Raw genomic sequence first — 15,306 nt, forward strand, 5'->3', positions numbered from 1 at the left:
TGTGAACAGCCCCAGGAGGCCTTGCCCGTGTCCCAGTCCGTTTCGTCCCAGCCACCACTCGCCGACTGCTATGACCTCGCCGTGATCGGCGGTGGCATCAATGGCGTGGGCATTGCTGCCGACGCCGCCGGGCGTGGCCTGAAAGTGTTCCTGTGTGAAAAGGACGACCTTGCGCAACACACCTCGTCGGCCAGCAGCAAGCTGATCCACGGTGGCCTGCGCTACCTGGAGCACTATGAATTCCGCCTGGTGCGCGAGGCGCTGGCCGAGCGCGAAGTACTGCTGGCCAAGGCGCCGCATATCGTCAAGCCAATGCGCTTCGTACTGCCCCATCGGCCGCACCTGCGCCCGGCCTGGATGATCCGTGCCGGCCTGTTCCTCTATGACCACCTGGGCAAGCGCAAGCGCCTGGGCGCCTCGCGCAGCCTGCGCTTTGGCCCGGGCTACCCGCTCAAACCGGCCATCACGCGCGGCTTCGAATATGCCGACTGCGCCGTCGATGACGCCCGCCTGGTAGTGCTCAACGCCATGGCCGCGCGGGAAAACGGTGCCGACATTCTGACCCGCACCCGCTGCTTGCGTGCCGAACGAGTCGACGGCCTCTGGCAGGTCGACTTGCAACACGCCGATGGCAGCCTGCAGAGCATCCGTGCGCGCGCCCTGGTCAACGCCGCCGGGCCGTGGGTCGCCAGCTTCATCAAGGACGACCTCAAGCTCGACGCGCCGTACGGCATTCGCCTGATCCAGGGCAGCCACCTGATCGTGCCGCGCCTGTACGAAGGCGACCATGCCTATATCCTGCAAAACGAAGACCAACGCATCGTCTTCTGCATCCCGTATCTGGACCGTTTCACCCTGATCGGCACCACTGACCGCGAGTACAGCGGCGACCCGGCCAAGGTGGCGATTACCGAGCAGGAAACCGACTACCTGCTGAAGGTGGTCAACGCGCACTTCAATCATCAACTGAGCCGCGGCGATATCCTGCACACCTACTCCGGCGTGCGGCCGCTGTGCAACGACGAGTCGGACAACCCGTCCGCGGTCACGCGTGACTACACCCTTGCGCTGTCCGCCGCACAAGGCGAGGCGCCGTTGCTGTCGGTGTTTGGCGGCAAACTGACCACGTACCGCAAGCTTGCCGAGTCGGCCATGGCAGAGCTCAAGCCGTTCTTCACCCAGATGGGCCAAAGCTGGACAGCCCACGCAGCGCTGCCCGGCGGTGAAGGCATGAGCACGCCTCAGGCACTGGTCGAAGAACTGCTCGCGCGTCATCAGTGGCTTGCACCAGACATTGCCAAGCGCTGGGCCGTGACCTACGGCAGCCGCACCTGGCAGCTGCTCGAAGGGGTAACCGGGCCGGACGATCTAGGCCAGGCGATTGGCGGTGGCCTGTTCACCCGGGAAGTCGATTACCTGCGCGAGACCGAATGGGCCGTCAGCACCCAGGATATCCTCTGGCGCAGGACCAAACTGGGGCTGTTCACCAGCGCAAGCGAACAGCGCGCGCTGGCGGATTACCTGGCTCAGCGTGACGCCCGCAGCAACGCTGCCTGAACCTTGCGCGGGCGACCGCCTGACGGTCGTCCGCGCTCAACCCTCCCGCTCGTATGCCTCCTTTGCCAACTCCAGATAAAGAGCCCGTTCTTCGCCATTGAGCGCTTCCATCAAGGCTGCGGCGTGCTCGATGTACTGCTGTTCGCCCGACTCCCCAGCCTGGTGCTCATAGGCCTCCAGCTGTTCATGGAACGGCGCAGCCAGGGCTTCGAAGCGCTCGGGGTAGCGATTGCGCACATAGCCTTGCCAGAACTCTCGTTGCGCCAGTGCCTGGCTCAGCACGTTGGTGTTCTCGCCGGCGAGGACAGTTGCGCCCGCACGCGTGATCTGCATGGAACTCACACCGCTGTGCTCCATGTAGTTCATGTGCCGCGGTTGGGCCGGCAGGTCAAGCCTGTCAGCCAGATGAACCCGGTAGGCCAGGTAAACTTCGATGTCATCCACGGCGGCATAGGGGTTCTGGCGCATTTCCTGGATATGCCGAGCGGCAATGCTGTCCACTGCATCCAGGCGATAAAGCGATCGCCCCAGCCTCAGCAAGGTCGCTTCGGCCCGCCTGCCCCCTTCCCCTGCCGCATGCAAGGCAATATGGGCTCTGACTTCCAGTTGGCTGAGGATCAGCAACAGGCGGTCCTCACAGGTTCTGCGGCCCTGCGTCTGCCAGAACACCGCTTCGCGCACATCGGTGTTATCCGCGCACAGTTCGAGGATGCGCCATACCCTGGCGCGGTAGTAGCGCGGGTGATCGAGAAAGTCATCTGAGTGTGCAAAATCCGCTAGGAAGCGAAACAGGTCTGTCGACTGCGACTCCTGGGACAGATGCGTCCAGATCTGCGTGCGCTGGGAACGCATGGCATCGTCGGCGGCGCCCATCCATCGTTCCAGCAAGGTGCCGTCGGCAACAGCGTGACGATAGGAGTCGTTGCGGTGGGTGGCCGCCACAGTGCTACTGCGGGCCACTAGTGCTTCACTGGCTTCGTCCAAGGGGTTGTCATGTACTGAGAGCCGCTGCAGGCGATTGCGCAGGCTGCGCAAATCCCCGTTCAGCTGGCGTATCTGGTTCTCGCGAATATCCACCAAGCCTCTCCAGGGCATCTGCGCCTCCTCTGGCAAGGCCTGCAGGCCGGTTGCGCGCAGCGACACCTCGCGTAAATGAAGCAACCCTGACAGCTCGGGAACCTGGCCCAGCGGGTTAAAGTTCAGATCCAGTCGCTGAAGCATCGAAAGGCTTGCCAACCTTTGGTTGCCTGCGGCATCAACGGTAATCCGGTTACCCGCCAGTCGTAACGAACGCAACTCGGTCAAATGCTCCAGGCCTACCGGCAAGCTGGTCAACTGATTGTCCCGCAAGTCCAGCTCGCGCAGGTCGGAGAACCTACGCAGAAAGTCTTCATCAATCTGCTCAAGGCTCATGTTGCGCAAGGTCAGGCGCCGAACATGGCCGAACTCGATGCCGGCCGGCAAGGTCGGCAAACTGCCCACCTGTTCGCCGTCGATATGCACCACGAAGTCGTCACCGGCAATGCCAGCAGTCTTGCGCCGCCAGGCGCGACGGATCTGGTTGGCCACGCGTTGCCGCCTGAGCCCATCCACGAAGCTCACACGCTGCCCCTGCCAGGTATCCAGCGCCCCGCGCAGGTTTTCCAGCTGCTGCTGGAGACTGCTCAAGTGCTCCCAGAGCCCGATACGACGACGCGTCAGTTCGCGCAGGTAAGCGTCCAGCTGTGCGTCGGTCAAGGTCGGAAAGATGTCATGGATGCCGCGGCGAATCGCCTGGCGACTGCTCTCGCCGCCGCCACTCAATGCGTAGCCGCTGCGGCCGTCGGCCATTCGCTGCGGCGGGCGATAGCGCTCTGCGATAGGCTGCAAGCCCATTGATCTCGCGGTTTTTTCACGATCGACGCTGGCGTGTCGAGAGAGCTTTTGGCCAAGTTCAGTGGCCGTCAGTCGCGGACCGCCAAGCGCCACCTTCTGAGCGTCCTCAACGGTGAGCAGCAAACAGGGCAACAAGCCCGTGGCTGGGCCTGCTGCGGTGGGCTCACCCAAGTGATAGCCCTGCTCGGTCTGGATAATGCTTGTGATGTGCGACGCGTCGTCAGCGCCCTTCGACGCCAGCAGACGACCACCCGACTCCCCAAGGCGCAATTCAATACGCACCGACGGCGGCCATGGCGCCAGTTCATCGATCAGTTCCAAAGCTAAACGCTGGGTATCGGTATTGACCGCACCTTCGTACTCGAACCCCATCAGTGCTCGATCCAGCCGACTCTCGCGCAAGAACCAGCGTGCACGCTCGGCCATGACCAATGGCACACGGCCACCGGCCAGCAGCGCCTCGATGTGCTCACCGCTTGCATGTTCGAGGATTTCTTCGCTGCCACGCACGGACAAGCCTGGGAATGCCCTGAGCAATACGGCCCCGGCCGCAGAGGGCGTACCTTGCCAAGTCGCCAGCTCTCGTTCGAACGCGTCGCCACGCAGCAGAGGATTAACTGCATGGCATTCATAGCGTGCGTGGGCATCGAACAGCCGTGCAGGGGCTGGCAGCTCTTGCAGATGCAGATGGCGCAGTTGATCGTGTTCGAGCCCGGTAATACGAAGAAGCGTTTCGGCGGCCTGGTCGGAAGCTTGCGCGAAGTCCCCGCCAAATCTGCGCAGCAGCGGGCCGCCGCCATCCAGGTGATGGGCCGAGACCTGCCAGGCCGCCAACCTGGAGCGGCCCTCGCCCTCGTGCAAGGGCGTGAGCGCATCGACAAACGGCACCCGCTCAAGCACCCGGCCCACCCCCGCGACCCCGACGCCCACCAGGGCTCCGACAGCAACGTTCTCGGCCACGCCAAACAGGTGGTCCAGTGCCCCTTGGCGGTCGCCAATCTGCCAATCGGCATAGCCTTTGTAGACTTCGCTGACCACGTCCACCGCAGCCACGGCGAACATCACCTCCCCTAGAACCGGAATGAACAGTGCAGCCAGGTTGAGCGCATCGAGCCCCGCGCTCTTGAGCGCTTCCAGCCGCTGATGGCGTTCGATGGCGGTTTCGTCAGCAGTGGGTACCGCAAGAATACTTGCATCATCAAGCATCTTGTCCACCTGCAAGCCACGCAGATAGGCGAACAGCGGCGTTTCGACGGCGAGGTTGCGTCCATCCAGAACAGCCGGTGCTCGCACGCTGCTGGCTTCGATCAGACGCTCCAGGGTGGCGGTGAAGGTCACCCGATCACGCTCACTGATGAAACGACTGAAAAAGGATCGGTAGTGAGGCGCGCGGAGCTTTTTCGCCAACGACAGATAGAGGGCGTCCCACGAGGCGTGTTTGGCCACCGGGCGATGCGGGTCCTGCGGTACCCAGCAGATGATCCCCTCCAATGGCCCCTCGGCGCTCTCGCGCAGCTCCAGGGTGACGAGACCATGGATACGCTTGCCCAACAGGAACAACTGGCGAGGTGTGACGATACCGGGCACCGCCGGTACGATGGGTTTGCTTGCAATGACAGACAACAAGCGCAGGTAGTCGCCTTCGTCCAACTCGGACTTGATTCTTGCCATGCGCACCGCGACGTCCAGCTTGGCGCGCAGACTCTCTTCCAGCATGCGCTCCACCGCCACACGAGCGAAATCCTTCGGCGCCGTAGGCCTGCTCTTCGGAAACAGTTGCGCACGCAGCAGCTGCTGATACTGCCCACCGATATCCAGCGTTCTGCAGCACTGGGCAAACGCCTCGAACGCCATTGGCAGTCTTACTTTGTCAGCGTCTTGCAGATACGCTCGCCGATGCAGTGACGGCGAGGTCTCACTCTCGTGAAAGTTGTGCAGCGCCGCTGTCAGCAAGGGTTGCACGCTGTGCAGGGTTCTCCAGGGCGTATGCAGGCGCGGCGCGGCGCTGGGCATCGGCACATCTAGCTCGATGCACACCTGCATGGTGCGTACATTGACCTCGGCCAAGCCCCGGTCACGCAACGCCTGCTCCAGCCGCGGCGTGGCAAATGCCTCCAGGCTGGGAATGCCTGCCAAGGCGTTTTTTACATTTTCCGCAGCAGCCTGCTGATGACGCAGCGCCCTGTGCAGTGTCAGAAGAAGGTCGACATTGGCGCCTTTCAACCAATCTGCAAGCTGGCGGGCAATGAAGGCATCGACGGAATCGGAAGGGATGGGAATGACGGACACGATATGAGCTCCTGATGATGAGGCAGCAAGCTCAACATTTGCCGTTCATGCCAAGGTGTTACTTAAAGCTGACGCACAGGGCTACCGGGCAGACCTCATTCGGATTGCCGAACGAAAAAAACCCACGCATTCGGTGTTCCGACCACGTATCAAACTTCAAAAACCTTCATATTGGGTTCATGCCCAGGCTTTGCAGGGGGTTATGATCATTGGCAGAGCTTGGCACGAGTCATGCTCTACACTTGGAAGCCGAATGCACACCGCTTCATGCTGTATTCGTTGAACGAAAGAGTCCGCCAACGGCTCCATAAAAAAAACAAACACGTCGAGGAAAATTTGATGCGTATCGTTCGTCAATTGCTGGGCGCCGCCATCGCGGCTGCGGTCATCGCTTCGCCCGCCATGGCCGAAGAGCTGACCGGCACCCTGAAGAAGATCAAGGATTCGGGCACCATCACCCTGGGCCACCGCGACTCCTCCATTCCGTTTTCCTACCTGGCAGGCAAGCCGGAACCCGTGGGCTACTCCCACGACATCCAGCTGGCCGTGGTCGACGCCCTGAAGAAGCAACTGGGCACCGACATCAAGGTCAAGTACAACCTCGTCACCTCCCAGACCCGCATCCCGCTGGTGCAGAACGGCACCGTGGACCTTGAGTGCGGCTCCACCACCAACAACGTCGAGCGCCAGCAGCAAGTCGGCTTTTCGGTCGGTATCTTCGAAGTCGGCACGCGCCTGCTGACCAAGGTCAAAGATGGTCAGCCATCGTATAAAGACTTCCCGGACCTCGCCGGCAAGAACGTGGTGACAACCGCCGGCACCACCTCCGAGCGCATCCTCAAGGCGATGAACGCCGACAAGCAGATGAAGATGAACGTGATTTCCGCCAAGGACCACGGTGAAGCCTTCAACATGCTCGAAAGCGGCCGCGCCGTGGCCTTCATGATGGACGACGCCCTGCTGGCCGGTGAAATGGCCAAGGCGCGCAAGCCAGCGGACTGGGTCATCACCGGCACCCCTCAGTCGTACGAAATCTACGGCTGCATGGTGCGTAAGGAAGACGCTGCATTCAAGAAAGCGGTCGACGAGGCCATCGTCGCCTACTTCAAGTCGGGCGAGGTCAACAAGAGCTACGACAAGTGGTTCATGCAGCCCATTCCACCTAAAGGCCTGAACCTGCAGTTCCAGATGAGCGATGAGCTGAAAAAACTGATCGCCGAGCCGACCGACAAGGCCGCGGACGAGAAGAAGTCCTGATCCTCAGATAGTGGCCTGGTGCGCAAGCGCACGAATCAATTCTACAGGCCACTCATTAGTGTCTAACCTTTCATCCGAGGGCGCATGCCGCCCTTGGATGCTCGAAGGTGCCCGTGAAACAACCGTCTGAGGGGAAATCCCGATGAATTACAACTGGGACTGGGGCGTGTTCTTCAAGTCCACCGGCGTGGGCAGCGAAACCTATCTGGACTGGTACATCACCGGCCTGGGCTGGACCATCGCCATCGCCATCACCGCCTGGATCATCGCGCTGCTGCTGGGGTCTGTCCTCGGGGTCATGCGTACCGTGCCCAACCGCTTGGTATCGGGCATAGCCACCGCTTACGTGGAGCTGTTCCGCAACGTGCCACTGCTGGTGCAGCTGTTCATCTGGTACTTCCTGGTACCCGACCTGCTGCCCGAAGGCCTGCAGGAATGGTTCAAGCAGGACCTCAACCCGACCACCTCGGCGTTGATCAGCGTGATCGTCTGCCTTGGCCTGTTCACCGCCGCCCGCGTCTGCGAACAGGTGCGCACCGGTATCCAGGCGCTGCCCAGGGGCCAGGAAGCCGCCGCACGCGCCATGGGCTTCAGCCTGCCGCAGATCTACAACAATGTGCTGCTGCCGCAGGCCTACCGGATCATCATCCCGCCGCTCACCTCGGAGTTTCTCAACGTCTTCAAGAACTCCTCGGTGGCGTCGTTGATCGGCCTGATGGAGCTGCTGGCGCAAACCAAACAGACCGCAGAATTTTCCGCCAACCTGTTCGAGGCATTCACCCTGGCCACACTCATCTACTTCACCCTGAACATGGGCCTGATGCTGCTCATGCGCGTGGTCGAGAAGAAAGTCGCGGTGCCGGGCCTGATTTCCGTGGGGGGCAAGTAAATGGAAATGGATTTCAGCGAAATCATCCCCGCCCTGCCCGCCCTCTGGGAAGGCATGGTGATGACCCTGAAGCTGATGGTCATGGGAGTGATCGGCGGTATCGCGCTGGGCACCATCCTGGCATTGATGCGCCTGTCGTCGAGCAAGCTGCTGTCGCGGGTAGCTGGCGCTTACGTCAACTACTTCCGCTCGATCCCGCTGCTGCTGGTGATCACCTGGTTCTACCTGGCGGTGCCGTTCGTGCTGCGCTGGATCACCGGCGAAGACACCCCGGTGGGTGCCTTCACCTCTTGCGTGGTCGCCTTCATGATGTTCGAGGCGGCGTACTTCTGCGAGATCGTCCGTGCCGGCGTGCAGTCGATCTCCAAAGGGCAGATGGGCGCGGCGCAAGCGCTGGGCATGAACTACGCGCAGACCATGCGCCTGATCATCCTGCCCCAAGCGTTCCGCAAGATGACCCCGCTGCTGTTGCAGCAGAGCATCATCCTGTTCCAGGACACCTCGCTGGTATACACCGTGGGCCTGGTGGACTTCCTCAACTCGGCACGCTCCAACGGCGACATCATCGGGCGCTCCCATGAGTTCCTGATCTTCGCCGGGGTCGTCTACTTCCTCATCAGCTTCTCCGCTTCGTGGCTGGTCAAGCGCCTGCAAAAAAGGATCACCGTATGATTTCCATCAAGAACGTCAACAAGTGGTACGGCGACTTCCAGGTACTGACCGACTGCAGCACCGACGTCAAGAAGGGTGAAGTGGTGGTGGTGTGCGGCCCTTCGGGCTCGGGCAAGTCCACCCTGATCAAGTGCGTCAATGCGCTGGAACCGTTCCAGAAGGGCGACGTGGTGGTCGATGGCACCTCGATTGCCGACCCGAAAACCAACCTGCCCAAGCTGCGTTCGCGGGTGGGCATGGTGTTTCAGCACTTCGAGCTGTTCCCGCACCTGACCATTACCGAAAACCTGACCATCGCCCAGCGCAAGGTGCTGGGCCGCAGTGAGGCGGAAGCCACCCAGAAAGGCCTGGCCCTGCTGGAGCGTGTGGGCCTCAGCGCGCACGCCAAGAAACACCCCGGCCAGCTCTCCGGTGGCCAGCAGCAGCGTGTGGCGATCGCCCGCGCGCTGGCAATGGACCCGATCGTCATGCTGTTCGACGAGCCCACCTCGGCGCTGGACCCGGAAATGGTCAGCGAAGTACTGGACGTGATGGTGCAGCTGGCTCACGAAGGCATGACCATGATGTGCGTGACCCACGAAATGGGCTTTGCCCGCAAGGTTGCCAACCGGGTCATCTTCATGGACAAAGGCAGCATCATCGAAGACTGCACCAAGGAAGAGTTCTTCGGTGACCAGAGTGCCCGCGACCAGCGCACCCAGCACTTCCTCAGCAAGATCCTGCAACACTAAGCCGGCCACAGTTTCCGCTGCCCCGGGTTGCTCCGGGCAGCGGATGCTGGTCGTGACAAGGCCACTGTGATGAAATGCGACCCCTCGCTACTTCTCCCTGCCAAGCCTGCCGTGAAATCCCGCCTGATCCGCCAATTGTTGCTACCGCCCCTGGTCATCCTGTTGATGGTCGGTTTGGGCCTGGCCGGTTATCTGGTCAGCGAAAGCAACGGCATCCGCGCCCTCAGCGAAAACGGCGAACGCCAGCTGGAGCTGCACGCACGCACGGTCGAAAGCGAAATCAGCAAGTACACCTACTTGCCGAGCCTGCTGGAGCTGGAAGACAGCGTGTCGCTGTTGCTCACCAACCCTGATGGCGCCAACCGGCAGACCGTCAACGAATACCTCGAAGGCCTCAACCGCCGCAGCCGCAGCCGGGCGATCTTCGTCCTCGATACCAATGGCCGGGTGCAGGCCACCAGCAACTGGCGCGATGCCGACTCGTTCCTCGGTGAAGACCTGTCATTCCGTGCCTACTTCCAGACCGCCGTGCGTGGCGAACCGGGCCGTTTCTACGGCATCGGCAGCACCACCGGCGAAGCCGGCTACTACCTGGCCCATGGCCTGGAAGAACACGGCAAGATCATTGGCGTGGCGGTGATCAAGGTGCGCCTCGACACCCTTGAGGAGCGCTGGCAGCGCGCCCGCCTGGAAGCCTTCGTCAGCGACGAAAACGGCATCATCATCCTCTCCAGCGACCCTGCGCGGCGCTTGAAGTCGGTACGCCCGCTGACGCCGCAAATCAAGGAGCGGCTGGCGCGTAGCCTGCAATATTACTGGTGGCCACTGAACGAGCTGCAGCCGCTGGCCCGCGAGACGCTGGCCGATGGCGTGGAGAAATTGACCTTCCCGGCCAACAGCGAAACCGCCCACGGCAAACCCCATGAGGTGGCGTACCTGGCGCAGACCCGGTGCCTGGTCGATACCCCCTGGCATTTCACCCTGCTCACCCCTTTGCAGGACTTGCGCCGCGAATCGATGGTGCAAGGCATTCTGGTCGGCGTGGCGTTCGCCCTGCTGGCGATACTTGGCATCGCCTGGAACGAGCGGCGCAAGGTGATCGCCACCCGCCTGGCCGCGCGCGAGGCGCTGGAAGAAGCCAACAGCCAGCTGGAGCGGCGCATCGCCGACCGCACCGCCGACCTGCGCGCCAGCAACGAACGGCTCAAGGGCCAGATTCGCGAGCGCCGCCACGCCGAACAGACACTGCGCCATGCCCAGGACGAACTGGTACAGGCCGGCAAGCTGGCGGCCATCGGGCAGATGTCCACCAGCATTGCCCACGAGCTCAACCAGCCGCTGGCGGCGCTGCGCACCTTGTCCGGCAATACCGTGCGCTTCCTCGAGCGCGGCGCGCTGGAAACCGCCAGCACCAACCTGCGTACCATGAACGACCTGATCGACCGCATGGGCCGCATCACCGCCAGCCTGCGCTCGTTCGCCCGGCGTGGCGACGACCGCGGCCAGGCCTCGCTGGCCAAGGCTGTCGAGGCCACCTTGCAGGTGTTGGCCAACCGCATCAGCGGTTGCCACCTGAAGCTGCACAGCCAGTTCGACGACCAGCAACTGGCCATCGACCAGACCCGCCTGGAGCAGATCCTGGTCAACCTGATCGGCAACGCCCTCGATGCCATGGCCACCCAGCCCCTGCCTGAGCTGTGGCTGGAAGGCGAGCTGCAAGGCGACAAATACCGCCTGCGGGTGCGCGACAATGGCCACGGCATCGATGCCGAAGCGCGCAAGCACCTGTTCGAACCGTTCTTCACCACCAAGCCGGGCGAACATGGCCTGGGCCTGGGCCTGACCCTGTCGGCGAGCCTTGCCGCTGCGGCCAAAGGCAGCCTCAACGTCGAACACCCAGCCAGCGGCGGAACGGCCTTCGTCCTCGCTCTGCCGCTGGTGTCCCCCCCTAACGAATCGGCAGAGCAACCATGAACCAAGCGCCTCTTACCGTCCTGATCGTCGAAGACGACCCGCATGTGCTGCTCGGTTGCCAGCAGGCGCTGGCCCTGGAAGACATCGCCTGCGAAGGTGTGGGCAGCGCCGAGCAGGCGCTGGAACGTATCGGTGATGACTTCGCCGGTATCGTCGTCAGCGACATCCGCCTGCCGGGCATCGACGGCCTCGAACTGCTCAACCGCCTCAAGGCGCGCGACCGCAGCCTGCCGGTGGTGCTGATCACAGGTCACGGTGATATCGACATGGCGGTGGGTGCCATGCGCAACGGCGCCTACGATTTCATGGAAAAGCCCTTCTCGCCAGAGCGCCTGGTCGATGTGGTGCGCCGCGCCCTCGAACAGCGCGGGTTGTCGCGTGAGGTGCTGGCCCTGCGCCGCCAGCTCGCCGAGCAGAGCAGCCTGGAGGGCCGCATCATTGGCCGCTCGCCGGCCATGGAACAGCTGCGTGAACTGATCGCCAACGTCGCCGACACCTCGGCCAACGTACTGATAGAAGGCGAAACCGGTACCGGCAAAGAGCTGGTTGCCCGCTGCCTGCACGACTTCAGCCGCCGTCAGAGCCAGCCGTTCGTCGCGTTGAACTGCGGCGGCCTGCCGGAAAACCTGTTCGAAAGCGAAATTTTCGGCCACGAGGCGAATGCCTTTACCGGTGCGGGCAAGCGCCGCATCGGCAAGATCGAGCACGCCAATGGCGGCACATTGTTCCTCGATGAAGTCGAGAGCATGCCGATCAACCTGCAGATCAAACTGCTGCGGGTATTGCAGGAGCGTACCTTGGAGCGCCTGGGCTCGAACCAGAGCATCGCGGTGGATTGCCGGGTGATCGCCGCCACCAAGGCCGACCTCGATGCCCTTGGCCAGAGCGGGCAGTTCCGCAGCGACTTGTACTACCGCCTGAACGTCGTGACCCTGGAACTGCCACCGCTGCGCGAGCGCCGCGAGGATATCCTGCAGTTGTTCGAGCACTTCCTGCAGCAGTCGGCGCTACGCTTCGACCGCGAAGCGCCGACCCTGGACAGCCAGACCCTGTCGCGCCTGATGGCCCACGACTGGCCAGGCAACGTGCGTGAACTGCGCAATGTTGCCGAGCGCTATGCCCTGGGCCTGCCGGCTTTCAAGAAAGGCCCTAGCGGCGGTGCCAGCCAAGGCCTGGGGTTCGCCGAGGCGGTTGAAGCGTTCGAGCGCAACCTGCTCAGCGATGCGTTGCAGCGCACGGGTGGCAACCTCAGCCAGGCCAGCCAGGATCTGGGCATGGCCAAGACCACGCTGTTCGACAAGGTGAAGAAGTACGGGCTTGGCTGAAAACAGATGCGCTCTGCTTCGCGGGTAAACCCGCGTAAAGAGCGCTGATATCACAGGCCGGCAATGTGCGTAACGTCCTGGCGATGTGACTGCAGGTAAGGCAAAACCGCCCCCAGCAACGGCGCCTTGAACGGCTCCTGGAAGCGGTGCGCCAACCCCGGTATCAGCCGCAACTGGCTGCCCTGGATATGAGCCGCCAGGTGCACACCATGCATCACCGGCAACAACGGATCGGCCGTGCCATGCACCACCAGGGTCGGCACGCGCAATGCGTTCAGCAACGCCACCCGGCTAGGTTCGGCGAGAATCGCCATGATCTGACGCTTCGCGCCCTCGGGGTTGAACGCCCGGTCGTAAGCCACCGCAGCCTGCTCCAACAGCGCAGCCCTGTCATCGCGCACCTGCGGGCTACCCAGCGCCGCCAGCAGGTCGGCCTGCTGTTCGATCGCCACCTCGCGATTGGGCGCACTGCGCCGGGCCAGCAGCTGCACCAGTGCAGGGTCCGGCGCGGGCAGGCCTGCTGCGCCGGAGCTGGACATCACCAGGGTCAGGCTGCGCACCCGCTCCGGTGCCATCGCTGCCAGGTGTTGGGCGATCATTCCACCCATGCTCACACCCAGTACATGGAATTGGCGAATGCCCAATGCATCCATCAGGCGCAGCCCATCACCCGCCATGTCGGTCAACGTATAAGGTGCGGCAACTGGCAACCCAAGCTTGTAGCGCAGCAGCTCCACGGTCAGGTTGGCCGAAGGGGGCAGCTGGTTCCAGCGCGACAGGCCGACATCGCGATTGTCGTAGCGAATCACCCGAAAGCCCTGGCGGCACAACGCCTCGACCACATCGTCCGGCCAGTGGATCAATTGCCCACCCAGCCCCATCACCAGCAATAACGCCGGGTCACGGCGCGCACCGACGCTCTGGTAAACCAGGCTCAGGTCACCCAGTTCGGCCCGTTGAACCGCTACGTGAACATCACAGCGCTGATCGGCAAAGCTCGCCGGAACGCTGACCAGAAAGAACAAAAACAGCAGTAAAGCCCGCATGAAAGAAACACCAGAATGCAGATCCCCAGTAGAGCGCGAGTCTGATGAATTCAATTCAGCCGCGCTGCCACAGTTCGGTGACAGTTTGATGAACGCTGCCGAGCGGTGCGGCCGAAGGTCCAGTCGACAGCACGCGCAACATGAGGGAAACTCAACTCATTCCTTGTTAACTCAAATTTTTCTCTCGGAGCCTGCCGTGCTGGAGATGCGCCACCTGAAAACCCTTCACGCGCTGCGCGAGGCCGATAGCCTGGTGGAGGCCGCTGAGCGCCTGCACCTGACCCAATCGGCGCTGTCGCACCAGTTCAAGGAGCTGGAAGAGCGCCTGGGCTTGCCGCTGTTCGTGCGCAAGACCAAGCCGATCCGCTTCACCAGCGCCGGCTTGCGCCTGCTGCAGCTGGCCGATGCCACCCTGCCGCTGCTGCGCGGCGCCGAGCGTGATATCGCCCGCCTGGCCGGCGGTACAGCGGGGCGGCTGCACATGGCCATCGAATGCCATAGCTGCTTCCAGTGGCTGATGCCAACCATCGACCAGTTCCGCGATGCCTGGCCTGAAGTCGAGCTGGACCTGGCCTCGGGGTTTGCCTTTGCCCCGCTGCCTGCCTTGGCCCGCGGCGACCTGGACCTGGTGGTGACTTCCGATCCGCTGGACCTGCCCGGCATTACCTACGTGCCACTGTTCACCTACGAAGCCATGATTGCCGTGGCCAACCAGCACCCGCTCGCGAGCAAGCCGTTCATCGTGCCCCAGGACCTGCTCGACCAGACCCTCATCACCTACCCGGTGGAACGCGACCGCCTGGACATCTTCACCCGTTTCCTGGAGCCGGCCGACATCGAGCCGGCCGCCGTGCGCACCTCGGAGCTGACAGTGATGATGATGCAGCTGGTAGCCAGCGGGCGCGGGGTATGCGGCATGCCGCATTGGGCGCTGCACGAATACAGCTCGCGCGGCTACGTCAAAGGCAAGCGCCTGGGCGAGAAAGGCCTGTTTGCCACGCTTTATGCGGCGGTACGCACCGACATGCTCGATGCGCCGTACATGCGCGACTTCCTGCTGACCGCCAAGGACACGTCGTTCGCCACCCTCGATGGGGTCAGCGCGGTACGCTGACGGCCTGGCGGTACAACGGCAGGATCAGGTCGCGGGTCAGCGGCGCCAGCGCTACAGCCAGCGCCTGGTCTGCAGCCACCCAGACCACCTCTTCGATTTCTGCTGCCGGCACCACGGCCTCGGCAGTGTCGACCCGAAACAGCTCAGCGTGCACTTCAAAGCCCGGCTCGTTGGCAGCCGGGGCGCTGAAGACGCCCATAGGTGCGGCCTGTGCCGGATCGATGCGCAGGCCAAGCTCCTCATGCAGTTCACGCACCAGCGCCTCTACCGGCGACTCGCCCGCATCGATCTTGCCACCCGGCTGCATGAAGGCCTGGGTGCCGCGCTTGCGCACCAGCAGGGTGCGGCCTTGAGGGTCGATGAGCAGGGCGGCGGCGATACGGATGATGTTGGGCATGGATGGGCTCGCTGGAAAATGGCGGAGGGAGGATCCCATGGGCTTGTGGGCCTGACAAGGCTGGCCCTATCGCGGGTAAACCCGCTCCTACAGGTTCTTCGCAATCCCTGTAGGAGCGGGTTTACCCGCGATAGGGCCAGCGCAGACAGAAAAATCTCACAGACGAACGGCCCCTTGCCA

General features: G+C 62.9%; 11 protein-coding genes. 8 read left to right on the forward strand and 3 right to left on the reverse strand.

From position 1 onward, the window contains the following. The first annotated feature begins 27 nt into the window (after positions 1-27). A complete protein-coding gene (gene glpD / locus ABEH27_RS15510; protein WP_346614440.1) occupies positions 28-1,557 on the forward strand; it encodes a glycerol-3-phosphate dehydrogenase in 1,530 nt (509 codons plus the stop codon). A 36-nt stretch (positions 1,558-1,593) separates the two neighbouring features. Here glpD and ABEH27_RS15515 read toward each other — a convergent pair whose 3' ends face one another. Next, positions 1,594-5,721 carry an NEL-type E3 ubiquitin ligase domain-containing protein gene (locus tag ABEH27_RS15515; protein ID WP_346614441.1) on the reverse strand — a complete coding sequence of 1,376 codons (4,128 nt, stop codon included), beginning with the start codon at positions 5,719-5,721 and terminating at the stop codon, positions 1,594-1,596. 339 nt (positions 5,722-6,060) lie between these two features. On the opposite strand from ABEH27_RS15515, the gene ABEH27_RS15520 reads away from it, so the two are divergent. The 6 genes from ABEH27_RS15520 to ABEH27_RS15545 all read left to right on the forward strand — a co-directional run bounded on the left by ABEH27_RS15520 (position 6,061) and on the right by ABEH27_RS15545 (position 12,569). Further along, positions 6,061-6,978, forward strand: a complete 918-nt coding sequence (locus tag ABEH27_RS15520; RefSeq protein ID WP_346614442.1) for a glutamate/aspartate ABC transporter substrate-binding protein — start codon at positions 6,061-6,063, stop codon at positions 6,976-6,978. A 142-nt stretch (positions 6,979-7,120) separates the two neighbouring features. Further along, the gene (locus ABEH27_RS15525) at positions 7,121-7,867 is read left to right on the forward strand and encodes an amino acid ABC transporter permease (RefSeq protein WP_346614443.1); all 747 of its coding nucleotides are present in this window, start codon (positions 7,121-7,123) and stop codon (positions 7,865-7,867) included. Beyond that, entirely contained in the window at positions 7,868-8,539 is a 672-nt protein-coding gene (locus ABEH27_RS15530) for an ABC transporter permease subunit (RefSeq protein ID WP_346614444.1), read from the forward strand. Then, the gene (locus ABEH27_RS15535; protein ID WP_346614445.1) at positions 8,536-9,270 is read left to right on the forward strand and encodes an amino acid ABC transporter ATP-binding protein; all 735 of its coding nucleotides are present in this window, start codon (positions 8,536-8,538) and stop codon (positions 9,268-9,270) included. The genes ABEH27_RS15530 and ABEH27_RS15535 overlap by 4 nt, the downstream gene beginning before the upstream one ends. Positions 9,271-9,339: 69 nt before the next feature. Further along, positions 9,340-11,244, forward strand: a complete 1,905-nt coding sequence (locus ABEH27_RS15540) for an ATP-binding protein (RefSeq protein ID WP_346614446.1) — start codon at positions 9,340-9,342, stop codon at positions 11,242-11,244. Then, complete coding sequence (locus tag ABEH27_RS15545; protein ID WP_346614447.1) at positions 11,241-12,569, forward strand: sigma-54 dependent transcriptional regulator; 1,329 nt, start codon at positions 11,241-11,243, stop codon at positions 12,567-12,569. The genes ABEH27_RS15540 and ABEH27_RS15545 overlap by 4 nt, the downstream gene beginning before the upstream one ends. Positions 12,570-12,619: 50 nt before the next feature. Here the strand turns inward: ABEH27_RS15545 and ABEH27_RS15550 are convergent, their stop codons facing one another. Next, positions 12,620-13,615, reverse strand: coding sequence for an alpha/beta hydrolase (locus tag ABEH27_RS15550; RefSeq protein WP_346614448.1), 996 nt, complete (start codon positions 13,613-13,615; stop codon positions 12,620-12,622). 196 nt (positions 13,616-13,811) lie between these two features. Between ABEH27_RS15550 and metR the strand changes: the two genes are divergently transcribed. Further along, positions 13,812-14,729, forward strand: coding sequence for a transcriptional regulator MetR (gene metR, locus ABEH27_RS15555; RefSeq protein WP_346614449.1), 918 nt, complete (start codon positions 13,812-13,814; stop codon positions 14,727-14,729). Here metR and ABEH27_RS15560 read toward each other — a convergent pair. After that, entirely contained in the window at positions 14,713-15,126 is a 414-nt protein-coding gene (locus ABEH27_RS15560) for an NUDIX domain-containing protein (protein WP_346614450.1), read from the reverse strand. The two genes, metR and ABEH27_RS15560, sit on opposite strands and share 17 nt — an antisense overlap. Positions 15,127-15,306: the final 180 nt, after the last annotated feature.

This window comes from Pseudomonas sp. P39-UII1, assembly GCF_039672635.1.
Classification (GTDB): Bacteria; Pseudomonadota; Gammaproteobacteria; order Pseudomonadales; family Pseudomonadaceae; genus Aquipseudomonas.